This is a genomic window from Bradyrhizobium sp. 21 (assembly GCF_023073335.1).
Taxonomy (GTDB): Bacteria; Pseudomonadota; Alphaproteobacteria; order Rhizobiales; family Xanthobacteraceae; genus Bradyrhizobium.
The window spans coordinates 238730-264407 of record NZ_JADPJG010000026.1; the positions used below are offsets into that span (position 1 = coordinate 238730).

Annotated in this window: 25 protein-coding genes, 3 tRNA genes and 1 pseudogene; 18 read left to right on the plus strand and 11 right to left on the minus strand. The window is 63.3% G+C overall.

Annotated elements, in window-relative coordinates:
- Positions 1-8: 8 nt before the first annotated feature.
- The 5 genes and pseudogenes from IVB31_RS22370 (at position 9) to IVB31_RS22395 (ending at position 5403) form a co-directional block, all read left to right on the plus strand.
- Positions 9-1856 (plus strand): branched-chain amino acid ABC transporter ATP-binding protein/permease, encoded by a 1848-nt coding sequence (locus IVB31_RS22370; protein ID WP_247327548.1) that lies wholly within the window; start codon positions 9-11, stop codon positions 1854-1856.
- On the plus strand, positions 1853-2551 hold the full coding sequence (locus IVB31_RS22375) for an ABC transporter ATP-binding protein (RefSeq protein WP_247327550.1): 699 nt from the start codon (positions 1853-1855) through the stop codon (positions 2549-2551). Before IVB31_RS22370 ends, IVB31_RS22375 begins: the two co-directional genes overlap by 4 nt.
- A gap of 126 nt (positions 2552-2677) precedes the next feature.
- A complete protein-coding gene (locus IVB31_RS22380) occupies positions 2678-3835 on the plus strand; it encodes an ABC transporter substrate-binding protein (protein ID WP_247327554.1) in 1158 nt (385 codons plus the stop codon).
- Between the two features lie 510 nt (positions 3836-4345).
- Positions 4346-4588: pseudogene (locus IVB31_RS22390) on the plus strand (Na+/H+ antiporter NhaA); the annotation flags it as partial.
- Positions 4589-5232: 644 nt separating this feature from the next.
- Entirely contained in the window at positions 5233-5403 is a 171-nt protein-coding gene (locus IVB31_RS22395) for a hypothetical protein (RefSeq protein ID WP_247327556.1), read from the plus strand.
- Between the two features lie 642 nt (positions 5404-6045).
- Here IVB31_RS22395 and IVB31_RS22400 read toward each other — a convergent pair.
- Together IVB31_RS22400 and IVB31_RS22405 are read right to left on the minus strand one after the other, a co-directional pair.
- A tRNA-Thr gene (locus IVB31_RS22400) sits at positions 6046-6120 on the minus strand.
- Positions 6121-6283: 163 nt separating this feature from the next.
- Positions 6284-6760, minus strand: coding sequence for a hypothetical protein (locus tag IVB31_RS22405; RefSeq protein ID WP_247327560.1), 477 nt, complete (start codon positions 6758-6760; stop codon positions 6284-6286).
- 281 nt (positions 6761-7041) lie between these two features.
- Between IVB31_RS22405 and IVB31_RS22410 the strand changes: the two genes are divergently transcribed.
- Positions 7042-7527 (plus strand): hypothetical protein, encoded by a 486-nt coding sequence (locus IVB31_RS22410; protein ID WP_247327572.1) that lies wholly within the window; start codon positions 7042-7044, stop codon positions 7525-7527.
- A gap of 43 nt (positions 7528-7570) precedes the next feature.
- Positions 7571-8104: a hypothetical protein gene (locus IVB31_RS22415; RefSeq protein WP_247327575.1), complete on the plus strand. Its 534-nt coding sequence runs from the start codon at positions 7571-7573 to the stop codon at positions 8102-8104.
- A gap of 59 nt (positions 8105-8163) precedes the next feature.
- On the opposite strand, the gene rlmB is transcribed toward IVB31_RS22415, so the two are convergent.
- On the minus strand, positions 8164-8994 hold the full coding sequence (gene rlmB, locus IVB31_RS22420) for a 23S rRNA (guanosine(2251)-2'-O)-methyltransferase RlmB (protein WP_247327577.1): 831 nt from the start codon (positions 8992-8994) through the stop codon (positions 8164-8166).
- Positions 8995-9199: 205 nt separating this feature from the next.
- On the opposite strand from rlmB, the gene IVB31_RS22425 reads away from it, so the two are divergent.
- A tRNA-Tyr gene (locus IVB31_RS22425) sits at positions 9200-9285 on the plus strand.
- 106 nt (positions 9286-9391) lie between these two features.
- Here the strand turns inward: IVB31_RS22425 and IVB31_RS22430 are convergent.
- Entirely contained in the window at positions 9392-10423 is a 1032-nt protein-coding gene (locus IVB31_RS22430) for an LLM class flavin-dependent oxidoreductase (RefSeq protein WP_247327581.1), read from the minus strand.
- 147 nt (positions 10424-10570) lie between these two features.
- Positions 10571-11497, minus strand: coding sequence for a LysR family transcriptional regulator (locus IVB31_RS22435; RefSeq protein ID WP_346730888.1), 927 nt, complete (start codon positions 11495-11497; stop codon positions 10571-10573).
- A gap of 111 nt (positions 11498-11608) precedes the next feature.
- Here IVB31_RS22435 and IVB31_RS22440 point away from each other — a divergent pair, with 111 nt between their 5' ends.
- Genes IVB31_RS22440 through IVB31_RS22450 form a run of 3 tightly spaced genes read left to right on the plus strand, consistent with a single transcriptional unit; the run spans position 11609 to position 14727 of the window.
- Positions 11609-12967 carry an MFS transporter gene (locus IVB31_RS22440; RefSeq protein ID WP_247327598.1) on the plus strand — a complete coding sequence of 453 codons (1359 nt, stop codon included), beginning with the start codon at positions 11609-11611 and terminating at the stop codon, positions 12965-12967.
- Positions 12964-13461, plus strand: coding sequence for a GAF domain-containing protein (locus tag IVB31_RS22445; RefSeq protein WP_346730889.1), 498 nt, complete (start codon positions 12964-12966; stop codon positions 13459-13461). The genes IVB31_RS22440 and IVB31_RS22445 overlap by 4 nt, the downstream gene beginning before the upstream one ends.
- 18 nt (positions 13462-13479) lie before the next feature.
- Complete coding sequence (locus IVB31_RS22450; RefSeq protein ID WP_247327604.1) at positions 13480-14727, plus strand: amidohydrolase family protein; 1248 nt, start codon at positions 13480-13482, stop codon at positions 14725-14727.
- Here the strand turns inward: IVB31_RS22450 and IVB31_RS22455 are convergent, their stop codons facing one another.
- Entirely contained in the window at positions 14728-16785 is a 2058-nt protein-coding gene (locus IVB31_RS22455) for an ATP-dependent helicase (protein WP_247327625.1), read from the minus strand.
- Between the two features lie 158 nt (positions 16786-16943).
- On the opposite strand from IVB31_RS22455, the gene IVB31_RS22460 reads away from it, so the two are divergent.
- Entirely contained in the window at positions 16944-17504 is a 561-nt protein-coding gene (locus IVB31_RS22460; protein WP_247327628.1) for a TMEM175 family protein, read from the plus strand.
- A 9-nt stretch (positions 17505-17513) separates the two neighbouring features.
- On the opposite strand, the gene IVB31_RS22465 is transcribed toward IVB31_RS22460, so the two are convergent.
- Complete coding sequence (locus IVB31_RS22465; protein WP_247327632.1) at positions 17514-17894, minus strand: YciI family protein; 381 nt, start codon at positions 17892-17894, stop codon at positions 17514-17516.
- A gap of 195 nt (positions 17895-18089) precedes the next feature.
- Between IVB31_RS22465 and IVB31_RS22470 the strand changes: the two genes are divergently transcribed.
- From IVB31_RS22470 to IVB31_RS22480, 3 genes are all read left to right on the plus strand, one after another.
- Positions 18090-18269: a hypothetical protein gene (locus IVB31_RS22470; RefSeq protein ID WP_247327635.1), complete on the plus strand. Its 180-nt coding sequence runs from the start codon at positions 18090-18092 to the stop codon at positions 18267-18269.
- A gap of 26 nt (positions 18270-18295) precedes the next feature.
- Positions 18296-18499: a hypothetical protein gene (locus tag IVB31_RS22475; RefSeq protein WP_247327638.1), complete on the plus strand. Its 204-nt coding sequence runs from the start codon at positions 18296-18298 to the stop codon at positions 18497-18499.
- Positions 18500-18861: 362 nt separating this feature from the next.
- Positions 18862-18935 (plus strand) — tRNA-Gly (locus IVB31_RS22480).
- Positions 18936-19475: 540 nt separating this feature from the next.
- Here the strand turns inward: IVB31_RS22480 and IVB31_RS22485 are convergent.
- From IVB31_RS22485 to IVB31_RS22495, 3 genes are read right to left on the minus strand one after another with little or no spacing between them, the layout of a single operon-like run.
- Positions 19476-20099, minus strand: coding sequence for an SDR family oxidoreductase (locus IVB31_RS22485; protein ID WP_247327641.1), 624 nt, complete (start codon positions 20097-20099; stop codon positions 19476-19478).
- Positions 20100-20101: 2 nt separating this feature from the next.
- Positions 20102-21010, minus strand: a complete 909-nt coding sequence (locus tag IVB31_RS22490; protein ID WP_247327644.1) for an NmrA family NAD(P)-binding protein — start codon at positions 21008-21010, stop codon at positions 20102-20104.
- 46 nt (positions 21011-21056) lie between these two features.
- The gene (locus IVB31_RS22495) at positions 21057-21479 is read right to left on the minus strand and encodes a DoxX family protein (RefSeq protein WP_247327647.1); all 423 of its coding nucleotides are present in this window, start codon (positions 21477-21479) and stop codon (positions 21057-21059) included.
- Between the two features lie 119 nt (positions 21480-21598).
- Here IVB31_RS22495 and IVB31_RS22500 point away from each other — a divergent pair, with 119 nt between their 5' ends.
- Entirely contained in the window at positions 21599-22504 is a 906-nt protein-coding gene (locus tag IVB31_RS22500) for a LysR family transcriptional regulator (RefSeq protein ID WP_247327650.1), read from the plus strand.
- 372 nt (positions 22505-22876) lie between these two features.
- Positions 22877-23455, plus strand: a complete 579-nt coding sequence (locus IVB31_RS22505) for an ABC transporter substrate-binding protein (RefSeq protein ID WP_247327653.1) — start codon at positions 22877-22879, stop codon at positions 23453-23455.
- A 66-nt stretch (positions 23456-23521) separates the two neighbouring features.
- Here the strand turns inward: IVB31_RS22505 and IVB31_RS22510 are convergent, their stop codons facing one another.
- Complete coding sequence (locus tag IVB31_RS22510) at positions 23522-24991, minus strand: hypothetical protein (protein ID WP_247327655.1); 1470 nt, start codon at positions 24989-24991, stop codon at positions 23522-23524.
- 366 nt (positions 24992-25357) lie between these two features.
- Here IVB31_RS22510 and IVB31_RS22515 point away from each other — a divergent pair.
- A partial coding sequence (locus tag IVB31_RS22515; protein WP_247322684.1) for a GDP-mannose 4,6-dehydratase occupies positions 25358-25678 on the plus strand: 321 nt, incomplete at its 3' end.

Here is a 25678-nt window from a genome sequence, read left to right on the forward strand (position 1 = left end):
ATTTCCTGATGCTCAAGCAACGCCCGTTCCTGATCGAGACACTGACGGCCATCGGCCTGATCGTGGCTCCCTTCGTGCTGCCTCACCTCGGCTTCGCGCCGAACACGGTGAACCGGATCCTGGTCTGGGGCCTGTTCGGCCTCGGCTTCGACATCCTGTTCGGCTTCACCGGCCTGCTCTCGTTCGGCCAATCCGCTTTCTACGGCACCGGCGGCTTCGTCGCCGCCTACCTGCTGACCCGCGCGGGCTTCGGCAACGTGCTGGGCGCGCTGATCATCGGCATGATCGCGGCGGCCGCGACCGGCTACCTGATCGGCCTGATCGCATTGCGCCGCACCGGCATCTATTTCGCGATGATCACCGTGGCGATCGCGGAGGTGTTCTTCTTCGTCGAGTTCAATCCACTTTCCGATTTCACCGGCGGCGAGAACGGCCTGCCGGGGGTACCGACGCCGAGCTTCGATCTCGGCTTCACCTCCATCCACTTCACCAATGGCTGGTCGCTCTATCAGTTCATCGCGCTGTGCTACTTCGTCGGCGTCGTCATCGCCCTCAGGATCGTGCGCTCGCCGGTCGGCGCGATTCTGAGTGCGATCCGCGACAATCCGCTGCGCGCCACGGCCGTCGGACACAACATCCATGGCTACAAGCTGACCGCCTTCGTGATCGCAGCCGCTTACGCGGGCTTCGCCGGCGGACTGCTCGGCGTGCTCCAGGCCTTCATGCCGCCCGACGCCTTCACCTTCGACACCTCGGGCCAGCTCGTGATGCAGACGGCCATCGGCGGCAGGGGCACGCTGTTCGGACCGCTGGTCGGCGCAACCGTTTGGCTCTTCCTTCAGGACTTCCTCCAGTCCGCGCTGGGCCTCGGCGCAGCCTGGAAGCTGGTGCTGGGTGTCGTCTTCGTGCTGCTGGTCTGCTTCCTGCGCGGCGGCATCATCGGCGGTCTTGCCGATCTCTACCGCCTCGTCTCGGGCAACCGAAAGCGAACGGATGCGGAGATGGAGCAGGAGGCCGCTGACGCCGAAGCCACACTGCAACCCCCTCCGGCGCCGATGCAGGCCAAGGAGGTCGCGCATCCCGCCTATTCCGGGCCGATCCTGAAAGCCACCGGCCTGACCAAACGCTATGGCGGTCTCGTCGCCAACAGCGACATCGATTTCAGCGTCAATCAGGGCGAGTTGCGCGGGATCATCGGCCCCAACGGCGCCGGCAAATCGACCTTCTTCAAGATGCTGACCTGCGAGATCGCGCCGAGCTCCGGCCAGATCGTATTCGAGGGGCGAGACATCACGGGATTGAAGGTGACCGAGGTCTGCCAGCTCGGCCTCACCAAGAGCTATCAGGTCAACCAGCTCTTCACCGGGTTGACGGTGCGGCAGAACCTGACGATCGCCGCGCTGGCCGAGCTACGTGGAAAATTCCGGCTCGACCTGTTCCGGAAGCTCTCCAGCGTCAAGGGCCTGACCGAGCAGGTGGAGCACACGCTTGCCCTCGTCAATTTGAGCCGCCGGGCCGATACGCCGGTATCCGAGCTCGCCTATGGCGAGAAGCGCAGGCTCGAAATCGGCCTCGCGCTCGCCACCTCGCCGCGCCTGCTGCTGCTCGACGAACCGCTTGCAGGCATGAGCCCACGGGAGCGGGTCGAGACCGTCAAGCTGCTCAAATCGATCGCGCGAGGGCGCACCATGATCATCATCGACCACGACATGGATTCGCTGTTCGAGCTGGTCGAACGCGTAACGGTGCTCCAGGAAGGCAAGGTTCTGCTCGACGGCACGCCGGAGGAAATCAAGGCCAACGCCGCCGTGCAGGAAGCCTATCTCGGCGGAGTTCACGGGGAGATCGCCGCATGAGCCTGATCGAGGTCAACGGCCTGAACAGCTATTACGGTGACTCCCACATCCTGTTCGACGTCGCCATGCACGTCGCGCGTCACGAAGTGGTGGCGCTGCTCGGTCGCAATGGCGCCGGCAAGAGCACGACGCTGAAGAGCCTGATGGGCGTCGTGACGCCGCGTAGCGGCAGCGTGAAGTTCGAGGGCATTGATATCGCCGGACGAAAGAGCCACAGAATCGCCCAGGCCGGCATGCAGCTCGTGCACGAGGAACGCCGCATCTTCGGCAGCCTGTCGGTGGAGGAAAACATCGTCCTCGCCGGCATCACTGCGCCGAAACGCTGGCCACTCGATCGGATCTACGAAATGTTTCCGCGGCTGAAGGAGCGGCGCAACAACCGCGGCACCGAGCTCTCCGGCGGCGAGCAGCAGATGCTCGCGATCGCACGGGCGTTGGTGCGCGACCCCAAGATCGTGCTGCTGGACGAGCCGTTCGAGGGGCTCGCGCCCGTCATCGTTCACGATCTCGTCAAGGCCTGCCGCGAGCTCGCCGCCGCCGGCCAGACCATCGTGCTGGTCGAGCAGAATTTGGCGGCGACGCTGGCGCTGGCGAGCCGGATCTACATCATCAACAACGGACACATCGTGCACGAGGGGCCGGCGCGGGAGCTCAAGGCCCAGCCGGAGCTGCTCCAACGCTATCTCGGCGTCTAGTTGATATCACCGAGCGCGACGTGACGACGCGAAGTCTTGACGACCTCGCGCTGAATTCGAAAAGGAGGAACACGTCAAATGAAATGCATTGCGGTAAGAACGGTTCAACTGTTGCTGGCGGCGTCAATGGCGGTGACGACTGCACACGCGGCCGAAAACAAGGTCGTGATCGGCGATATCGACGATATGTCCGGCCTGTATGCCGACGTGATCGGCCCCGGCGGCGTCGAGGCGGCCAAGATGGCGATCGAGGATTTTGGCGGCAGCGTGCTCGGGAACAAGATCGAGTTCATGGTATCCGATCACCAGAACAAGCCCGACGTTGGAGCGCAAAAATTCCGGGAATGGGCCGACAGGGACGGCATTACGATGATTCTCGGCGGATCGAACACGGGAGTTAGCCTGGCGATGAACAATGTCGCCAAGGAGAAGAAAATTCCGTTCATCGCTATCGGCGCAGCCGGCGCATCACTGACCGGCAAGGACTGCACGCCCTATACCGTGCACTATGTCTACGACACGACGGCACTCGGCAACGGTACCGCCAAGACGATGGTGAAGCAGGGCGGTAAAACCTGGTTCTTCCTCACGGCTGACTACGCCTTCGGCACCCAGTTGCAGGAGTCCGCCTCGAAGGTGGTCGAGGCCAATGGCGGCAAGGTCACTGGCGCCGTGCGCGTCCCGCTCTCCACGTCGGACTTCTCGAGCTATCTGCTCCAGGCGCAAAACGCTGGTGCGCAGGTGCTTGGGCTGGCCAATGCCGGCAACGACTTCACTAACTCAATCAAGGCTGCCGACGAGTTCGGCATCGCCAAGACAATGAAGCCGGCCGCATTGCTCGCCTTCATCAGCGACATTCACAGCCTCGGCCTCAAGACCGCACAGGGCCTGTACCTCACCACCGGCTGGTATTGGGATCTTAACGAGAAGACCCGCGCCTTCGCCAAACGCTACTATGAGAAGACGAAGCGCGAGCCCACCATGAATCAGGCGGGCTACTATTCGGCGACCATGAGCTACCTCAACGCGGTCAAGGCTGCCGGCTCCACCAATTCAGAGAAGGTCATGGCGGAGCTCAAGAAGATGAAGATCGACGACATGTTCACTAGCAACGGCAAGATCCGTGCCGACGGCCTGATGGAGCATGAGATGTATATCATGCAGGTCAAGAAACCCGATGAGTCCAAACAACCTTGGGACTATTACAAACTGGTTCACACGATGTCGGGCGAAGAAGCATTCGGAAAGTTGTCCGACTCGGCGTGTCCGCTGGTTACACACTGATAGTCGTGTTCCAATCGCGTCGTCGCACAAGAGGAGCGCACCCGCAAGTGCGCTCCTCTTGGAGTACGTAACAGCGGGGTGCGCGGCGGCACATCCGCGGCGCTTGCTCTCTCGCTGCCGGACAGCCGGACCAAAACTCCGATCCTGGCGGCAACCTATGGTGTCGTGTTGCTCAGCGCTGCGCAAAGCCCCTGTAGAACTCCCCGCAACACCAGCCGGAGCGGGGATTTCAGTACGCCGGGGACGACCCGTCAAGCGCAAGGGCGGAGCCTGCCAGGCGTTTTAGCGCGCCGGTACCGCTCCAGAGCCTGAAAGGATTCCGAGCGCCTGCGAGCACACACACCCGGAATGAGTGCCGCCCGAGAGGGCGGATGATGCAGCTGCTGCCGCCTGATCCCTCCACGGCCGGCTTTCCGGACGCCGTGTTCCGTCGTGGAAGGTTGAAATGACGCCCATGCGATGTATAACCGGGGTTCGGGTGTTCGCTGTATCGGTAGCGACAGGAAAGCGATGGTCGGGCCGCCACGCGGAGATCCTGCGCCCGTGAATCACAATCCTCCGTTTGACGATCTGCCGAAAGCCCAGCGGCTGGCCGAACAGGCCCTCAACACCCTTCAGCGGTTCCTGCATGTCGAGGCTGTCAGCGGTGCGGTCCTGCTCGCTGCCGCCGCCGCTGCACTGATCTGGGCGAATTCCCCAGTGGCTCACAGCTATCACGATTTCTGGCACCTTCCGGTGACGATCGCCCTGGGAGCGATCAAGCAATTGCATATACGGACAGAAGCAGGCAGGTGAGTGTACACGCAAGGCCTATGACTGCAGTCCGAGACTTGCCGGCATCTACACGAGAACTCTCTCGGCTCTACGGCCGGGTAGTCTCTGATGTTGCGCAAAAATTTGCCGGCCGAGGTCCTCAAAAACATACATTTCTCACGGGTCTCCACGGACGATCACTCTAGTCCGAACGGAATATAGTGATCGGCAACTCGCCAGGCAGTCAGGAGATCGCTTCTCCCCGTCGGGAAAATCCTGACTATCAAGACATCCGTTCGGGCGGGAAGGTTTGGTCGTGAATGTGGCTCTGTGTCAAAGCCTCGACCGGCAGGGGCATCTGCACTGCTCTACTTGCCTATGCCGCGATCCATGGATTGGCACATTCGTAATTTCCTCCGGTGATCGGGCCAGGGAAGGACGGCGTCTCCGCGAGGCCTAGTGCAACACTGCCGGTGGATGTGCGGCAGCTCGAGCGTTGGGTGCGCTACACGATGGTAATCGAAGAGTGAGAGTATGCTTCAACGTCTGCCAAAGACGGCGCTCGAACGCCGCACAGAATTACGTCCAACGATGGAAAGGCCGCTCTTCGGGGCGGCTTTTCTGTGAGCAAGGAGGAAAAGCAAATGCATCTGAAAGCTCCTATCGATCGTGACACGGAAAGGTCGCGCAAGAGGGCGGTGTGGTTGCGTCAACTAGCCGAAGGGACGGCTCACCCGCAGTTCGCTGAAAAGCTCAAGGATCTGACTGAAGAATATGACGGACTTGCCGAACAATTAGAGCAGGAGGACCAGTAAGGGCCGTCTCGCGCCCCCTTCTGTGAATGCTGGCGACGGATCGAGTGCGGCGCCGCGAAGACCTCTCCTTCGCGCCTTTCATCATTCACACCGTGCAGGTGCCGACGGCGCGCGGCGTCACAGTGCCGAGAGCGCCAATCTCGCGGTCAAAGGTCAATGTAGCTCGAGCAGAGGCCGTACGTTTTAACGCCGGAAAGTGAGCCCGGGGGTGCGCAAGGATGTCTGCTGTTCAGCAGTGAGGTCACAATGGGTCCCATGCCATCGGGGTTGATTGAGGTGTCACAGCGATCCCGAACAAGGCAGGGAGCATCCAATACTTATCGAGTGGCGGCTGATCGAAGTGATCTCCTTGGGCAGGTCGCCAAGCTATTGCCGCATGTCGCGCTAACCCGCGGTTCTGGCAGCATCTCACGCTGGCTTGACACCTCAGCGCAGCGCAAGGCGGCCGGAAGGGGGAGTGGTTATGCGTTTGGCTAAATGCTTGCCGTCCCGGTCCTCACCACGGTACTCCCCCCGAATTTTGGCGGGCAAATCCGGTTGTTGCAAGTTTCCGAGTGTAGCCCCTTGTATCCCCCAACATCATTCGCGGCCTACGACCTGGAAAATCCGGGCTACATTTGTTGGCTAAGTCATTGTAAACACTGGTGCCGGCTGAGGGGATTGAACCCCCGACCTTCGGTTTACAAAACCGCTGCTCTACCGCTGAGCTAAGCCGGCGACGCTGAGGAGGCGGGGCAGGGACCGGCCTGCGCCGGGTCATCCGCGCCCGCGCGCCGCAATATCAGACTTGGTTGGAAAGTGCCAGAACCCCCGACGTATCGCGGGCAACGAAACAGGCGGCCCCGAGGGCCGCCTGTCTGTAGCTTCCGTTCAAATCGCCTTACTGGCAGATGTGCCGGCGGCCGTCTTCGCCCTTGAACCAGGTGCCGGGCGTGCAGACGAAGCCGTTGCGCTGGGCGTAGGTGCGGGTGTCCCACCCACGATTGTCCCAGCCGCGGTTGTCCCACGAATTGTCGTAAGCGTAGGCGTCGTTGGTGGCACGGAACGGGGCGGTTGCGATCGCGCCCGCAGTACCGATGGCGGCGCCGGCCACGCCGGCCGCGACATCAGTGGGCCAGAACCCGGTACGGCTTCTGTTCCAGTCGTTATTCCAGTCGCCATTGCTCTGGCGATAGGACACGCGGCGATGCCGATAGCCGCTGTCGGTGTATGGATTTCCCGGTCCGACGTTCTGGCAGTTGGCGTTGGGGAATTGCGCCGCGCAGCGGCCGGGATTGGTGATCACGGCCTGCGCCATGGCAGAGCCTGCCACCAGGGTTGCCGCAATCGCCGTGGCTCCGAGAAGTTTGATGTTCATGATTGTTTGGCTCCCATCTTGTTGACGGGGGCTAAACGCCGAGGACGCCGGACGTTCCGATGAAACCGGCGGATTTTCGAGAGCCGATGGTCAAACCGATGTGAGCCCCGTCATGGTTCCGGAGCAGAGTCCGCCGGCGTTAATGCTTCGCTAGTCGCTTTGCAGCATTTGAGCGGCGCGCAATCCTTACACATTAGGCTTACCGGCATTTGGTGAGAGGGCCTTAACCCTCTCTGCGTCGCGATCGGGTAGGTTGTCGCCGGATAATCGGGGTCCCCCTCATGCGCGTTCTGGCGCTCGCTGCCTTTCTGATCGGACTGCCCGCGACGGCGTTTGCCGGCGGCGGCTTCGATGTCGTCGTTCCCGGCCGCCCGGGCGTGCCCATCATCATCAACAACATCGACGCGTCCTATACCGTGATCGAGAGTGTCTGGGGCCTGGGGAAGAACGTCCAGGTGCAGCCCACGATCTATGGCGGGCGCTATGTTGCCGAGCGGCAACCCGAAGATGTCGGCCATTACTATCCGACGCTGGGCCTGCGGCCCGGTTATGGCCGGCTCGAGGTCGAGCCGCCCGCGAATCGCAAATTGCCGAAGCCGGCCGAGAGCTATCACCAGAGCTGGGGCGTGCAATCGGCGCCGCTGCCGGCGCAGATGGACGTGCCCGTCGATCCGCCGCCGGTGATCCTCGCGCCTGAGTTCAACGACCAGCCGCGGCGCCCTCGGCCGCGGCCGCGTGCAGCGATGCCCGGCAGGCCGCCGGGTTAAGAAACGACAAAATCCAACAAACGAAAATCAACAGGAGAGAGTAATGCGTCAGATGATTTCGGGACTGGTCGCGGCGGCTGCCGTGATGTTCGTCGGGGCCGCGCCGGCCGCGGCCTGCGGCTTCGACCCGTGCCAGCCGGTTGCTCCGGTCTATTCCGGCTGCAACACGGGTTGCGGCGGTTATGGCTATGGGGCCGGCTATGGCGCCTATGAGCGGCTCGCCGAGCCGACCACGCAATATTATCACGTCAACCAGGGTCCGACCTATACCGGCCCGGGCGCCTTCGCGCCGTATCCGACCTATCGTGAGGACGCGGTCGTCGCGCCCGCCGAATACGGCTATCGCCGCGGTTATGGCTATGGCAACGGCTACGGCTATCGCGCCGCTGCCGTCGAAGCGCCGGCGGCCTATCCCTATCGCCGCCCGTACTACCGCCCGTATCGCTACGGCTATGGCCCGCGTGCGGGTTACCTGCCGCGCACCCACTACGGCTACGGCCCGCGCTACGGCTACGCCCGTCGTTACGCGCCGGCGCCGTATTACGGCGGCCACCGCGTGCTGCGCCGTTATTACTGATCTCTGATCGGTTGACCAACGAGACGCCCGTCCGCGATGCGGACGGGCGTTTTGTTTTGTTAGCGCTTCATCAGCCCGAGCCGGCTCGCGCCGACATAGAGCGAGAGCACGGCGGCGTTGGAGACGTTGAGGCTCTTGATCTGGCCGGGCATGTCGAGCCGCGCAACGACGCTGCAGGTCTCGCGCGTCAAACGCCGCAGTCCCGTGCCTTCCGCGCCCAGCACCAGCGCGAGCGGCTCGCGCAGCACGACGTCCGAGAGGTCCTCGCTGCCTTCGCTGTCCAGCCCGACGGTCTGGAAGCCGAGCTCGTTGAGCGTGGTCAGAGCGCGGGCGAGGTTTTGCACCGTCACGACAGGCACCAGCTCCAGCGCGCCGGAGGCGGCCTTGGCCAGCACGCCGGTCGCTTCCGGACTGTGGCGCGCGGTGGTGACGATCGCCTTCACCGCGAACGCCGCCGCCGAGCGCAGGATGGCGCCGACATTGTGCGGGTCGGTGATCTGGTCCAGCACGAGCAAGATGCCGTCCTGCTCCAAATCCTCGATGTCGGGCGAGGGCAGGGCATCAGCCTCCGCGAGCAGGCCCTGATGCACAGCGTCGGGCGATAGCAGCCGGTCGATCTCTTGGGGCCGGACGATCTCGGGAGTGACGCGGGTCTCGATATTTTCGTCCGCGAGCCGCTTTGCGGCGTTCTCAGTCAGCGTCAGCTTGCGGATCTGCCGCTGGGGGTTGGCGAGCGCCATGGTGACGGTGTGCCAGCCATAGAGGATGACGGGCCCGTCGGGGTCCGAATCGCGGTCGCGCCGGGCCGGCCGGCCGGCCGATTTTCCGGGTTTTTTGAAGGGCTTACCGTCGCCCCGTCGCCCCTTCGGGCCGAATTTTCGATCGTTCATGGGCTTGCTTGTGTCACGGGTCTCGGAATATCGCAATTTGGGTGCCTTCGAGGGCCATTTTAGCTGGTCGGCTCGGTTGACTTTGCCCCACCGCATCGCCCATAAACGCGGCCGGTCGCGTCCCTATCCGGGCTCTTGCGGCTTCATGTTCCATGGCCGTCTTCGGTCGCCGGGAAGGTCCGGCCCGATTGTGCTGCCGTCGAGCGGGGGAGTGTCCCGAGTGGCAAAGGGAGCTGACTGTAAATCAGCCGTCTTATGACTTCGAAGGTTCGAGTCCTTCTTCCCCCACCATGCTTCGCACTGACGGGCTACGCATGGCGCAGCCGAGCGTAGCCCGTCAGTGCGAAGCGTTTCCGGCGAAGCTAGAGCATAGCGAAAGCGAAGACGGACTGCTTTCTCACCCCATCATCTCCTTCACCATCGGCATCACCTTCCGCCCGTAGAGCTCGATGCTCTTCATCAGCTTCTCGTGCGGCAGGGGACCCGCCGAATACTTCAACTGGAAGCGCGAAATGCCGAGCGCCTTCGCGGTCTTGGCGATCTTGCGGGCCACCGTTTCCGGCGCGCCGACATAGAGCGAGCCGTGCTCGGCCTCGTTGACGAACTCGTCGCGGCCCATCGGCGGCCAGCCGCGCTCCTTGCCGATGCGGTCGCGCATCGCCTTGTAGTCGGGCCAGAGTTCTTCGCGGGCCTGTTCGTCGGTCTCGGCGACGTAGCCGGGCGAATGCACGCCGATCGGCTTTGCCGGCCGGCCGAACTCCTTGAAGGCGCGGTGATAGAGATCGACGAAGGGCGCAAAGCGCGTGGGATCGCCACCAATGATCGCGAGCATCAGGGGGAGGTCGTAATGCGCGGCGCGCACCACCGATTGCGGGCTGCCGCCGACGCCGATCCAGGTCTTGAGCTGATCGTTCTCGACCGGGGGGTACACCAACTGATCTTTCAGCGGTGGACGCAGCTTGCCTTCCCAGGTCACCGGCTTTTGCGACAAGAGCGCCGTGAACAGGTCGAGCTTTTCCTCGAACAGCGCCTCGTAAGCCCGCAAGTCGAAGCCGAACAGCGGGAAGGATTCGGTGAACGAGCCGCGGCCGAGGATCACCTCGGCGCGTCCGTTCGAGAGCGCGTCCAGCGTCGCAAAGCGCTGGAAGACACGGATCGGATCGTCCGAGCTCAGCACCGTCACGGCCGAGCCGAGATGGATGCGTTTCGTACGCGCTGCGATCGCTGCCAGCACGGTCTCGGGGGAGGAGATCGCGAAGTCGGCGCGGTGGTGTTCGCCAAGGCCGATGAAGTCGAGGCCGAGCTCGTCGGCCAGCACCGCTTCGTCGACGACGTTGCGGATCACCTGCGCGTGCGGAAGCCTCGCGCCGGAGGCGTCCCTGGTGACGTCGCCAAAAGTATCCAGTCCGAATTCGAGCGGTGCGGTCATCGATGAGGTCTCTGCGGACGTGCTTGCGCCTGTCACTGTGGGAGGGGATTGCTTTGCGGTGGAGCTAGGCGGCGGCGAGGGTGACAACAATGCCGCTCCGAGAAACGCATCGTTTCCGCTTCTTCGTCGTGTCGGGCTCGCACGCCTTCAATCGGCCCGGGCGAACGTCTCGACCAGGGTCTCGCGCAGCCAGCGCTGCGCCGGTACGGTGTCGTTGCGCTGGTGCCAGAACAGGCTGACGATGCGCGGCGGCGCCTTGAGCGGCAGCGGCATGGCGTGCAGGAACGGCGCGTGACGGGATTGCGAGCGCAGATCGCTCGGCAGCACGGCGATCAGGTCGGACTGGCGCACGATTTCGTAGGCGGCGCTGTAGTGATTGACGGTCGCGACCAGGTTGCGCGACAGCCCGCGCGAGGCGAGGAAGAGGTCGTAGGACGGCAGGGTCTTGCCGGCGAGGCTCACATCGACGTGCCCCGCGTTGAGGAAGCTGCGCGTGCCGAGCCGTTTCATCGCCGCGAGTGGATGGCCGCGCCGCATGAAGCAGGCGTAGTCGACGGTCCACAGCGAGCGCGAGCGGATGGCGGCCGGCTGCTGCGCCTCGTTGACATAGACGCTCAGCACGCAATCGACCCTGTTGTCCTCGAGCTGATCGGCGATCTCGACGACGGTGTTGGGGACGGTATGGATTCGCGCCTTGGGCGCGACCTCGCCGAAATGGTTCAGCAGATCAGGCATCACCAGCGAGGCGACGTAGTCCGACATCGAGAGGCTGAATTCGGTTTGCGCGCGGCGCGGATCGAACACCTGCTCGTCGAGCGCGCCGCGGACGGTTTCGAGCGCCTCGCCGATCGGCTCCCACAGCACCACGGCGCGCTGGGTCGGACGAATGCCGGTGCCGGCCCTGACGAACAGGGGATCGCCGAGTGCGTCCCGCAGCCGAGCAAGCGCGTTGCTTACTGCGGGCTGCGTCATCGTCAGCGCGTTTGCGGCGCGCGTGACGCTGCCCTCGGTCATCAACGCCTCGAAGACTTTCAGCAAATTGAGGTCGAGCGATCGGAACGACAGAACATTCACCGTAGTGATATATTAGATCATGATTATAAATTATGACGATAATGTCACTTTGTCTATGGTTCCTCCCACGACACGCGGCGCGCCGGGGCCGTCAGATCGAGGGGGACTTTCATGTCGATGATCTCGGCGCGCATCGAGCGCCTTCCATTCGCGCGCTTCCACACGCATCTGCTGCTGATGGGCGGGCTCGGCTACACGTTCGACGCGATGGACGCAGCCGTGCTGGCGTTCATCCTGCCGGTGCTGCGCACGACCTGGAATCTGTCGAGTGTGCAGATCGGCGTGCTCGGCAGCAGCACCTATATCGGCTTCCTGTTCGGCGCGTTGCTGGCGGGCACGCTGGGCGACCTGATCGGCCGCCGTGCGGTGATGATGTCGGCGCTGGCGCTCTATTGTGCCGCCTCCATCGTCAGCGCGGCGGCGGACGGCTGGACCTCCTTCTTCGCCGCCCGTGTCGTGGCGGGCATGGGGACCGGGGCGGAGAGCGCGATCATCGCGCCTTATCTCGCCGAGTTCGTGGCGCGGCGCTTTCGCGGCAGCTTTACCGGCGCGCTGGCCGGATTTTTCTCCTTTGGTTTCGTCGCGGCGGCCTTGCTCGGCTACTTCATCGTCCCCGCCTATGAGAACGGCTGGCGTATCGTTCTGGTGATCACCGCGCTGCCGGTGGTCATGCTGCTGTGGTGGCGCAGGGCGCTGCCGGAATCGCCCCGCTGGCTGGAAAGCCGGGGGCGGGAGAAGGAAGGCGAAGCCGTGCTGGACAGGATCGAGGCCGGCTTCGCACGTGAGGGGCACGTGCTGTCCGAGCCGGTCGTCGAAGCCGCGGCCCCTGCCGGGACCGGAGGGACGCTGCTTGCCAATTTCGCCGCGCTCCTCGCCGGTCGCCAGGCGCGCATCACCATCATGACCTGGATCATGTGGCTTGCGATCACCTTCAGCTATTATTCCTTCTTCGTCTGGATCCCCGGCCTTCTGGTCCAGAACGGCATGAGCATCACCAAGAGCTTCGCCTATTCGATCGCGATCTATTGCGCGCAGATTCCCGGCTATTTCAGCGCCGCCTGGTTCAACGAGCGCATCGGCCGGCAGGCGACGATTGCGTCCTACATGGTGCTCGGCGGCGTCAGCGCGCTCGGATTGGCGTTCGCGCAGAGCGACCAGCACATCATGCTGGCGGGAATTTTGCTGTCCTTCTTCATGAACGGCACCTATGCGGGCGTCTATGCCTATACCGCCGAGGTGTTTCCGACGGCGGTCAGAACCACCGGCGCCGGGCTCGCCTCCGCGATCGGCCGCATCGGCGCGATCGTCTCGCCGATCCTGGTCGGCTATCTCTATCCCAATTTCGGCTTCGTCGGCGTGTTCGGCCTCACCACCAGTGTGCTGCTGATCGGAGCGCTCACCGTCGTGGTGATGGGCGTGCCGACGCGCGGCCGTTCGCTGGAAGAGATCGCGGCGGGCGAAGTCGCATGAGGGCGACGAAACACCGATCAGACCCGCTGCTCTGCACTGTGGCAGCCGCGCAGGGCAGGGCGGATCAGCCGATGGCCCTGTTTGCGGCGCTGGACGACGCCTTGAAGTCGGCGGTCGGGCACAAGCTGTTCACGATCCTGACCTATGACGACGACACAAGGGAGGCCGCGCGGGTGTATTCCAATCTCCCCGGACCTTACCCGGCGGGCGGACGCAAGCGCCTGGCGCCGGGGCCGTGGACCGAGGCCGTGCTCGACCGCGGCGAGGCCTATATCGGACGCACCCGGGACGATCTGCGCGAGGTGTTTTCCGATCACGAGCTGATTGCTTCGCTCGGCTGCGAGAGCGTGCTCAACATGCCCGTGCGCTGGCGCGGGCGCACGCGCGGCTCGCTGAATTTGCTCCATGAAGCCGGCTGGTACGGCGAGGACGATGTCATGTCGTGTCTGCCCTTCGCGCAACTCGCGCTGCCCGCTTTGCTCGTACAGTCCTGACCAGACAGGAAACGATCCATGCCCAGCATTCTCTTCAAGAACGCCGCTCTGCTCGATCCGCTTCAGCCGGACCTTCTGGACGGACATCACGTGCTGGTCGAGGACGACGTGATCAAGGAGGTCTCCGACCGGCCGCTCCAGGCCGCAGTCGACCGCACCATCGACCTGAAGGGCAAGACGCTGATGCCAGGCCTGATCGACCTGCATGTGCATGCGGTGGCGGTCGAGCTCAATTTGTCGCAGCAGGTGCACATGCCGAACGTGCTGGTGACGCTGCGCTCGACGCTGCTGCTGCGCGGCATGCTGCGGCGTGGCTTCACCACCGTCCGCGACGCCGGCGGCGCCGGCCATGCGCTGAAGCAGGCGATCGAGACCGGTCTGACCGATGGTCCGCGGCTGTTCGTCTCCGGCCGCGCGCTCAGCCAGACCGGCGGCCACGGCGACATGCGGGCGCGATCCGACTATCTCGCCAGCGATGCACCGTGTCCCTGCTGCGTGCGCGTCGGCGCGCTGGCGCGCGTTGCCGACGGTGTCGACGGCGTGCGCAGGGCGGCACGCGAGGAGCTGCAGATGGGCGCCGACCAGATCAAGATCATGGCCTCCGGCGGCGTCGCTTCACCGACCGATCCTGTCGGCGCCTTCGGCTACTCCGAGGACGAGATCCGCGCCATCGTCGAGGAGGCGCGCGGGCGCCAGACTTATGTCCTGGCCCACGCCTACACTGCTGCCGCCATCGAGCGCGCGGTGCGCTGCGGCGTGCGCACCATCGAGCATGGCAATCTGGTCGATGTTCCGACCGCGCAGCTGATGGCCGAGAAGGGCGCCTATGTGGTGCCGACGCTCGTCACCTACGAGGCGCTCGCCAACGAGGGCGCCCAATATGGTTTGCCGCCGGAGAGCGTTGCCAAGATCGCCGATGTCCGCGACGCCGGCCTGCGTTCGCTTACGATCTATCGCGACGCCGGCGTGAAGATGGGATTTGGCAGCGACCTGCTCGGGCCGTCGCAACGCCTCCAGAGCGACGAATTCCGCATCCGCGCCGAGATTCTCGGTCCGCGCGCCGTTATCGCCAGCGCCACAGTGATCGGCGCCGAGGTGCTCGGCATGGAGGGCAAGCTCGGCCGCATCGCGCCCGAGGCTGTCGCCGACCTGCTGGTGGTCGACGGCAATCCGCTGCGCGATGTCGCCTGCCTGCTCGGCCAGGGCGAGCATATCCCCATGGTGATGAAGGCAGGCAAGGTCCAGTTCGACAGGCTGAACGCGTAATTACCGCCACATCCCGCGCATCCGCGCGCCGATGTCGACCTTCGGCCCCTGCGCCGCGGTGCGGGCCCCAGCCGCGCCTGCCTTCGGCCAGGCGGTGCGCTCGAACAGATAGATCAGCTGTTCCGGGATGAAACGGGTGCGCGAGGCGTAGACGTGGCGGTCGCCCTTGGCGGCCTGGCCGTGGGTGAAGAAGCGCTGCGGCACCACGAGGTGCAGATCATCCTTGGCGCGCGTCATCGCGACATAGAGCAGGCGGCGCTCCTCCTCGAGCTCCGCGCTGGTGCCGGCGCCGAGATCGGACGGCATGCAGCCGTCGACGACGTTGAGCACGAACACCGACTTCCACTCCTGGCCCTTGGCCGAATGGATGGTGGAGAGGATCAGATAGTCCTCGTCGCGCAAGGGAGGGCCGGATTTGTCGCTGGTCGCATCCGGCGGATCGAGCGTGAGCTCGGTCAGGAATTTCTCGCGCGAGGCGTAGCCGCTCGCGATCTGCTCGAGCTGCATCAAATCAGCGCGGCGCGTCTCGGGATCCTCGTGGAGGCGGTCGAGATGCGGCTCGTACCAGAGCCGTACGCGTTCGAGATCGGCCGGCCATTCCGAATAGCGCAAGTTTTCGACCGTGCGGACGAAGTCGGTCCAGTCCGCGCCGGTGCGCGGCGGCACCGGGAGCTGGCCTAGCGCGGCAAGCGGATCGGCACTCTCCGCCATCTGGTCGAGCACGCGCTGCGCCGTTGCAGGTCCGATGCCCGGCAACAGATGCAGGATGCGAAAGCCGGCGACGCGGTCGCGCGGATTCTCCGTGAAGCGTAGCAGCGCCAGCACGTCCTTGACGTGAGCCGCGTCGAGGAATTTCAGCCCGCCGAATTTCACGAAGGGGATGTTGCGGCGGGTCAGCTCGATCTCCAGCGGGCCCGAATGCGAGGACGTGCGGAACAGCACCGCCTGGTGCTTGAGCAGCGCGCCTTGCTCGCGGTTGGCCAACACCTCCTCGACGATGTAGCGCGCCTGGTCAGCTTCGTCGTGCACGGTGACGAGCTGTGGTTTTTGCGTGGCGGCGCGGTCGGTCCAGAGGTTCTTTGTGAAGCGCTCGCGGGCAAGGCCAATGACGCCGTTGGCCGCCGCCAGCACAGTTTGCGTCGAGCGGTAATTGCGGTCGAGCGTGATCATCTCGGCGCGGGGCGAGAAGCTTTGCGGAAAGTCCAGGATGTTGCGGACGGTGGCGGCGCGGAAGGAATAGATCGACTGGGCGTCGTCCCCGACCACGGTGAGGCCGCGCCCGTCCGGCTTCAGCGCCAGCAGGATCGAGGATTGCAGGCGATTGGTGTCCTGATATTCGTCGACCAGCACGTGATCGAAACGGCCGCCGATCTCTTCGGCGATCAGCGCATCGCTCATCATCTGCGACCAGTAGAGCAGGAGGTCGTCGTAATCGAGCACGTGCTGGGCCTGCTTGGCCTCGACATAGGCCGCGAACAGGCCCTTCAGCTCGGCCGCCCAGCCGGCGCACCAGGGATAGTGCTGGCCCAGCACCTTCTCGATCTCCATCTCCGCATTGACGCAGCGCGAGTAGATCGAGAGGCACGTGCCCTTTGCGGGGAAGCGGCTCTCGGTCTTCGACAATCCGCGCTCATGCCGGACCAGGTTCATCAGGTCGGCGGAATCCTCGCGGTCGTGGATGGTGAAGGACGGATCGACGCCGATCCGCTCGGCATATTCGCGGAGCAGCCGCGCGCCGATGCCGTGGAACGTGCCGGCCCAGCTCAAGGCGTCGCGCATGATCGCGGCGTTGTTCTCGCCCAGCACTTTTCGGGCGATGCGCTCGACCCGGCTGGCCATCTCGGCCGCGGCGCGGCGGGAGAACGTCATCAGGAGGATGCGGCGCGGATCGCTGCCCGCGACAATCAGATGCGCGACGCGGTGGGCCAGCGTGTTGGTCTTGCCTGACCCGGCGCCGGCAATGACCAGCAGGGGGACGCCCACGGTCGCGCCCTCGGCCACGCCATGCTCCACGGCGCGGCGCTGCTCCGCATTGAGCGTGTCCAGATATGTCGCCACGAATCGCCCCGGTGAAACAGCCAGAGTCGGCGATCCCGCTGCGAATCGCAATGCGGCTGGACGGGACCGATGTTAGGACCTAGGGACAAGGCGGTCCAAGGTTCCACTCCGAAAAAGCGCCCACCCGGCATGACGAGCTCAAATCCGACCAGTTCGAGATGCGGCGGCTGGAATCGCTCAGCAACACCATCTTTGGCGTCGCCATGACGCTGCTCGCTTACGACCTGCCCAAGGCCGCGGTCTTCACCAGCGCGCCCGACTGGAGTGATCTCGCCCAAGTCTATTCCGGCAAGCTTGCCGGCTTCGCGCTCAGCTTCATCATTGCCGGGGTGTTCTGGATCAGCCATCACCGGCGGCTCGCGCGACAGCCCGTCGGCAGCCGCGGCGCGGTGATCCTCAATCTGTTCTTCCTGCTGTCGATCGTGCTGCTGCCGGTGACGAACGGCCTCTACACCAACTACCCCATGAGCAGCGCGGTCGCCGTGCTCTACGGCTTGCACCTGACCGCGATCGCCGGCCTCAATGCCTGGCTGTGGTGGAGGATTCTTGGCGGCTGGCGCCACGAGATCATGGCCTCGCTGTTTCCGCTGCTGGTGTTCATCCCGGGCACAATCGTTGCGGCGTTCGCGCCGCGCGTCGCGCCGTTCCTGTGGTTCATCGCCTTCGGCGGGCGCGTGATCCAGCGCTTCTATATCCGGCGGTCCGAGCCGGACGCGTAAGGCGGCGGCTCACCCCGGTGTCGCGCCGAACCCGTCGGCCGGCACGTAAAGCTTGACCGGGCGGATTTCGTAGACCGCAGTCGGATTGACTTGGCGTAACGTCCGCGCGGCAGAGATCGCCTCCTCATCCGTGTCGTAGTCCACAAGATGGAAGCCGAGAAGCTGCTCCTTGGTCTCGGTAAACGGACCGTCCAGCACCACGCCTGCGCCGGGGCCGCGCAGGGTGTGCGCCTTGCGGGTGCCATCCAGACGGGCGGCCGGCCCAAAATGTCCGCTCGCCCTCAAGGGCGCCTGAACCTCGATGACCTTAGCCACGACCGCGGCGTCCTGCTCCGGCGTCCAGGACAGGATCTCGTCTTCCACATGGTAGGCCAGGATGGCGTAAAGCATCGTCACCTCGTCGTTTTTTCTGCGCGCAGCTCAAAGGACGTATCACCCCCGCCGCTCCCGACAATAGTGCTGCGGAAAATATTGCGCGGCGGGAACTACGACGAAACCGTCCTGAAACGCGATTGCCGCTTCAAGGCGTGAACGCCGCCCGAAGCCGTGGCGACTGATGGCGACAAGAACCCTTTGGAGGCGGCCATGTCGACCATCAAGATCATCTGCGACGCGCGTCGGTCGGAGAAGTCGGAAGCCGCGGATTTGCACGACCAGTCCGGCCATCATCGCTATTACGGCAGCTCGGCCGAAAACGGCGGCGAGCGGATCGTCGAAAGCCGCCGTGGCAAGCAGCCGCGCGCGTCGAATGTCGGCGGCTTCTAGGCTCTGTGCGGCAAAACAACCCGCCAATGAGCGTGCTTCAAACATCGATCGCCGCGATGCCGTTCCTGCTCTCGCTCGCGAGCCGGAACAGCGAGGCGATCGCCCCGTGCCTGCTCGCGAGCATCTTCACCGTGCTCCTCGGTGGCGAGCCACACCGGGCGGCCATAGCCTGGTGCGTCGGCCTGCTGATCGCCGCCGTCGCGCTCCGCGCGCGGCTCCGCCAAATCTGAACCGGCGCGCCGGGCCCCCGGGATCAGAGCAATTCCCAAAAGAAAAGGCGCGGCGGGGAGGCCCCGTCGCGCCCGATTTCTTGCTCGCTGGTCCAGGGCTGAGAGCGCCCCGATGCCAAGCCTCTATTGAAGGCTTAGCGGGCGATCCCAGCGAGGTGACAGCGCTTGGTAAGAGACACTGGATCACCTCCTTTCGTTGGTTTCGGAAGACCTCAATATAGGCCAGGAGGCTGCCGCTGTTAAGGGGAGGCGAGCAGGGCGAAATCGGCTCCGTGCACGGGCCGGAAGCGCCCGAAAGCCGCCGCAAAGTTGCCCCCGGGGCAGTTGAGACCGCCGCCCGGCCGTGTTAGGGAGCCCCTGTCGCGGGTGTAGCTCAATGGTAGAGCAGCAGCCTTCCAAGCTGAATACGAGGGTTCGATTCCCTTCACCCGCTCCAATGTTTTCATGGACTTAGCGAGAGGGACGGCTCTTTTTTTGATGATCTCATTCTGACAAAGGCTGCTTTACATTTTCTGTTGCTCGCTTTTCGACCGACTGTTTTTCGTATTTCGCATATTCCCACACCGCTGTTTTCAGGCAGGTGCGAGTTCATCAAAACCGAAGATCTTGGTTTGAGGAAGATGTGTTGAACGGGCGTGCGGCGATCGGCTGCGATGGCGTAAAAATAGGATAGACGGAATATGAGGCGCGCGAAGTTTACGCCGATGAAATAGCCGAACGATCAGCCAGTAGTGACCGTTGCGAGGGTGAGCAGGACCTCAGTTCCAAAGGTTTCGAGATTGAAGTCGTTCAGCGACTTGAGTGCCATCACCGAAAACGGTTTCGTTGTTCGGTTTCGACGAACTGGTTCGCGTCCCTTCGGATTATCTCGACGCCGCCCCGGCCGTTGCACCCAAAACAAGAACCTTCATGTTCGATCTCGATCTTCATTGATCTCCGCCGATTGCTGCGCCTCGAAAAGTGATCTACGCCCCCTTCACCACAGGATGACGGGTGTCCGCCGCAACCAGGTGTCGGCCGTCAATTGCTCGACCACGAACTGAGCGACATCGGCGCGCGCTATCTTACCGCCGTTCACGCCTGCGAGGTCGGTGGTGGTCCTGACGCGGCCACGCGGTGGGTCGTTGGTGAGCATGGCGGGGCGGACGACAACCCAGTCGAGCGAACTGGCGCGGATCGTGGCTTCCTGGCGGTCCTTGTCCTTGTAGGCGGGGCCGAGCAGCAACGGTTGGAACAGCCGGTCAAAGATGAAGCCTCCGTGACCACGACTGTCGCCGACGCCGAGCGCGGAGATGCAGATTAGACGGCGGACGTCGGTGCGGGTCATTGCCACGACGAGGGCGCGGGTCGCGACTGTCAGCAGGTCGACCTCGCGGAAGCCCATACCGGTGCCCAACGAGCTGACGACGGCATCGCAGCCGTCCGAAGCGCGCGAGAGGGTCTCCTCGTCGCGCACATCGCCCTCGATCAGTTCGGCTCCCGGTAGATCGGAGCGCGCTTTCGCACGAACCAGCGCCACTACGGAGTGACCGCTCGCTGCGGCGTCGCGGACGATTAGCTGACCGGTTGCGCCGGTTGCCCCCAAAACCAGTATTTTCATGTTTACCCGCGATCTTTTCTGATGGTTACGGCGCGATTCTCGTCATGACGACCTGCCGCAACCGCCGCGAAGACGTCGCGTGCGGACGTCGTACCCGCTACGTGCTCCGTACCCTCGACTCCAAGGTCCATCCATCCTGCATTCACGGCCTCAAACATTTCTTCGGCAGGTCCGGTGTGGCCCTTCGGGATGCCGAATTGCTCGAACGCTTTCGCCCATCCTGCACGCGGGACTGCAAAGGCTTTCACGTCGAGATTCAGGACTTCACCCAATTGCTCCGCGACTTCATCCGCGGAGACCATCGAACCAAGCTCGACGGCGCGCCGCCCTGACCACACCGGCCCTGTCAAAAGGGTTGCGACCTCCGCGCCGATGTCGTTGGTCGCGACCATGGTCGATTTCCGGTTTGTCGGATTGTAGTAGACCGGTAGTGTTCCGCCCTGGGCGACCTGCAAGCCGTAGAGGAAGTTTTCGAAGAATCCACCTGCGCGCACAAATGCGATTGGCGATATCAGGTCGCGAAAACCTTGCTCCAGAAGCGACAAGGCCGTGATCATCCCGAGCCCGCTGGTTCTGTTCGCCCCCATCGACGAAAGCGCTACCACCCGCGGCGGCGCTGCCTTGGTGAGCGCCTCGACATAGTTCGCAATCACGCCCTTGGCTTCTTTGTAATCGGGCGAGGGGGCCCAGACAGCCGGCAACATGACAAACGCGCCTTCGACGCCTTTGAGCGCTTGCTCGATGGCCGCCGCATCAGTCCAATCACCGTCAACCAGTTCCACGCCCTGGTTCGCCCAGCTTGACGCCTTCTCGCGATTGCGGACCAGCGCGCGTACTTCCTTGCCGTGCGCCAACAGACGTTCTGCCGTTGCGCCGCCCACTTTTCCCGTGATTCCCATTACTAAAAACATGCGTTTTCTCCTGATCTTGCGGGACAGGGCTACTGCCCCTGTTGGTTCAACGGATGAGCGGCAGAACGGCCCGGATTCGGGGATCGCGCGCGTAGAGGCCGCCCCATGTCATCGCGCCCAGAAGCAGGGAGATGATTTCCGGCGGCGACCCCAACTCACCAATGCGGACATGGGCGCAGATGGCACCTCCCAAAAAGCCCGTCACCAGGATCGCGCCGAGCACGGCGGTGGCCGGGTTGGCGTAAAGGATGGCGCAGGCGAGGATGATCGGACCCACGACACGGGTCAGGTCCATCGCGAACCCGGTTTCCTGCAACACGCTCGCGATCTGTGCCGGCGCGAAAAGCTGAATAGTGCCGTCTGCCACCAGTGCGATAACGACAAACGCGCTCATTATCCGGCCGGCCCACAGCGCGCGATGCAAGGTCATGGTTTCAGGCACCTGATGCCGGTTCAGAGTTTCGGACACTTGTCATTCTCCGATGGGGTGATCTCATATTCGAAGGTTATTGTGTCTCGTAAATATGATAAACACCGAGGAAATGAACGCACTGTTCTCTCTGCGGTGAACAATACCGAGGCGCGAAAATGCAGAATCTCGAACCCATCCTCATTTTCATAACGGTGGCGGAAATGGGGAGCTTCACCCGCGCGGCCGATAGCCTGGGCATCCAAAAGGGAAGGGCCTCAACGGCGGTCCGGAAGCTGGAAGAAGATGTCGGTGTCAGGCTCCTGCACCGGACGACGCGTAGCGTGCAGTTGACGGAGGACGGACGCGCATTTCATGCCCGTGCCCGCGATCTGCTTGCTGAAGTCGATGACCTGCACTCGATGTTCGCAGGCGATCGCGTAGCACTTCGCGGGCGTTTGCGGGTCGATCTTCCGACCGAGGTGGCGCGCACGACGATCGTGCCGGCCTTGCCGGATTTCATGGCGGCTCACCCCGAGTTGGAGCTGGAGGTGTCGAGTACGGATCGGCAAGTCGATCTGGTTCAAGAGGGGTTCGACTGTGTATTGCGGCTTGGACCCATAGGGGACGAGACGCTGATTGCCCGCCCACTGGGCCTGTTGCGCATGGTCAACGCTGCCAGTCCCGCCTACCTGGCGCTCTATGGCATCCCTCGATCGCTGGAAGATCTCCAGCGTCAGGAACATCGGACAATTCATTTTTCGGCGATGCTGGGCGCAAGACCCTATGGATGGGAATATCCGGACGGCGACAGCTACGCGACGCTTCAGTTGCCAGGTGCGCTACACGTCAACAGCGCGCAGACTTACGAAGCCGCTGCCCTCGCCGGCCTTGGCCTGATTCAGGCGCCACTCTTGGGGGTTGGCCGATATTTAGAGAGTGGAGCGCTCGTGGAGATCATACCCGATTTTCGCCGCCGGGCGCTCGCCGTGTCCCTCGTCGTAGCACATCGGAGCAACCTGTCGCGCCGAGTCCGCGCCTTCATGAAATGGATCGAAGATGTGCTGGCACCGTATCTGGAATAGCGACGAATCGCCTACGAGGCAGCCCTCGACCATTCTGACAATGAGAAATTCTGTAATCATCTCAAGGGATCAAAAAGCTGCAAAATGTCAGAACGGCCTTTGAAAGTGTTTCAAGATTTTCTGACTTCCAAGCTGAATACGAGGGTTCGATTCCCTTCACCCGCTCCAACACGGCGCTTGATGCGTTTCATTTGCGCATCTTGCCTGGTCTCATCGTCGTCGTGCAGATGTTGCGCCATGGCTGCCGTCGACGACCACCGACCTTCTTCATCAGCTGCGTTTCCGTCAACCCCGATGTGCTTGCTTCGGAGGTAGACTGCTGCCATCACGCCGCAACATCAGGCCGCCCGTCGGGCGCAACTCCTTGGCTCGGTGGACGGTGCTGATTGCGACCATGTGGTCGCGCTCAAGGCGTCCGGCGTAGAGGCATTCCTGGTCGCCGGTACGCCGAAATTTGCCGCGCAAGCGATCAAGAAGGCCGACGAGATCGGCTGGAAGCCGTTGTTCCTGATCAACTACGTGTCGAGCTCCGTCTCTTCAACCATCGTTCCCGCGGGGCCGGAGAAGGCTGTTGGAATCGTCGCTGCGACGATCAGCAAGGATCCGAGCGACAAGAGGTGGGCCGGCGACGCCGGCATCAAATGGTACCGGGAATATTTCGCAAAGTATCTGCCGGGCGCCGATATCGGAGATAGCAACTATCTATACGGTACCCAGCAGGGGCAGATCCTGGAGCAGGTGCTCAAACAGTGCGGCAACGACCTCTCGCGCGAGAACATCGTCAAGCAGGCGCCGAGCATCCGCGGACTGTCGCTCCCCATGCTCATCCCCGGAATTACGATCAACACAGGCCCGGACAGCAGCATGGCGTATACGCAGCTTCAGCTGCAACGCTGGACCGGCGATTCGTGGGAGAAGTTCGGGGAAGTCCTCAGCGCCGGCGAGAAGTGAACTGAAGCGGCTGGTGCGCTGCAAGCCTTGGCGGTGTCCCAGCGAGCTTCGTCCCGACCTTTGCCATCAGGTCGCTCCCGGTGACGGCTGGAGCTTGGCGTCGTCGACAGGATGACCGGTGACGTCGGTGAAAAGCTTGGCCGCTCCCCCTGCTTTGTCCAGGAAGGCTGCCTTCGCACGGGCAACCTTGTCTCTTGCCTCCTGGGTATCGCCGGTGGTGTGGACGGCCTCGCGATAGGCGGTGTCGGCGTTGCGGAGATCGGTGATGACCGCGTTCAATTGCGTCGCATTGTTCGAGGTCACGAGCTTGCCCGCGATATACACCACCTGGCTGAGACCCAGGATACCGAGGATGTTCTGCGGTACCGTGAAGGAGGCAAGTTGAAACACGCCGCCGACGAAAAGTGCGAGCCCGACCGCGCCCGTGAATATCAGGCTCTGAAAGCGGTAAACGTCAAAGCTGCCGTCGCTCGAGATCAGGTCGTAGAAGCTCGGATCGGCTTGGGCGCGGGCCGTGTCCTTGTCGAACCAGCCCTTGTTCATGAGCCAGGCCTGATTTGCAGGATCGAGCGCGGTCTTCGACGAGTCCGCGCCCTTGGCTGCCGCAGCCCCGATGCCTGCGATGCCGAGCAATTGCAGGATCGTGGTTGAAAGATCCGAGAGCACGCCGGTGCGAAGCAGGACATAGGCGAGCATCGCGAAAACCAGGATCGTGAAGAAGAACACCTGGAAGGCAGAGAGGCTCCCGCGATTGTCGGAGCCGGCCGTGATCCGGATCGGATTCCAGGCCGGAATTCCGTTCAACGGTGTCCCGTTCAAGCGAGCAAAGGCTTTGGCCGAGAGAAAATAGGCGGCGACCACGATCGCGAGCGCCAGCCAGATGCTCGGAGCGTAAGGGCTGAGATAGACCGGCAGGTAGGACACGTAAAGCGGCCTTCGCGCGCTGTCGCACTGGTAGATGTAAAGATTGCGCCGGGTCCACCATCCCGCGACATCGTTGGGAACGTCGATCGAAACGATGGTGTCGCCGGTCTTCAGCAGGCGCTTCACGACGAGGTCGTCCGTTTCGCCCGCTTTTCGAGCGCGGGCGCCGTGCCTGACCTCGTCCCGCGGGACTTCCTTGTCGTCCAGGAAGACCGCAAAATAGTGCGCCTCGGGATCGAGAGAGCTCGCAAGCCCGAATTCGACGTTACTGCCGGCGGGCACGAGATTGCTGTTGTAGATGATCGCGGCGCTGTTTGCCGTATTTGCGAGCCTTTGGAAACTCTCGCCGCCGGCGCAGTCGGGGACTTCCGTCCGCGCCCCCGTCGCGTTTTTCACACTCGCCTTTTTCGCGTCGGTCGTTGCGTCCTTGATGGTTTCCTTGACGGTTTCCTTGACGGTTTCCTTGGCTGTTTCCTTGGGAGCTTCCTTGCCAGCTTCCCCGGCGGGAGGCTGCACGCCTTTCGTCTCGGCCGCCGGATTGGCCGGCTGTTCGGCAAGGCCAGGGGCAACCGGCAGGGCGGCTGCGAACAGAATTGCGAGGATCCCGATCACCCGAGTGGAAGCGCGGCATCGGCTTCCGATTTGCACGACGGCAACTTGCGCGGAATCGAACAATCATCCCTCCGAAAAAAGAAGTCAGGAAAAATCAAAAATCTACCTGAGATGGCCGAAATCTACCTGAGATAGTATGTGCGATGCGCCTCGCCAGCGAGGCTCCGGGCCCGACGGCCGCGACTTATGCACAAAATCCTCAGGCGCATTTGCCGTGGGCTGCAGGGGTTTCGGTTCGGCGGCGGTCTCGGGCGGTGCATTGCCATATTGAGTTGACCCCGGCGGTCGATATGTCAGAGAAGGGCGGAGCGGCCGGAGCGGGACGCCGGCGCCCCCCTCGGGGCCCTGTTGGGAGCAGTTGCGGATATGGCTGAGCGGATAGCTCTGATCACCGGTATCACCGGCCAGGACGGCGCCTATCTCGCCGAATATCTGCTGTCGCTCGGCTATGTCGTGCACGGCATCAAGCGGCGTTCGTCCTCGTTCAACACCGCGCGGGTCGATCATCTCTACCAGGACCCGCATGTCGGCAACGTGCCGTTCCTGATGCATTACGGCGACATGACGGACTCGACCAATCTGATCCGCCTGGTGCAGCAGATCCGGCCGACCGAGATCTACAATCTCGCCGCCCAGAGCCACGTCGCCGTCAGCTTCGAGAGCCCGGAATACACCGCCAATGCCGAC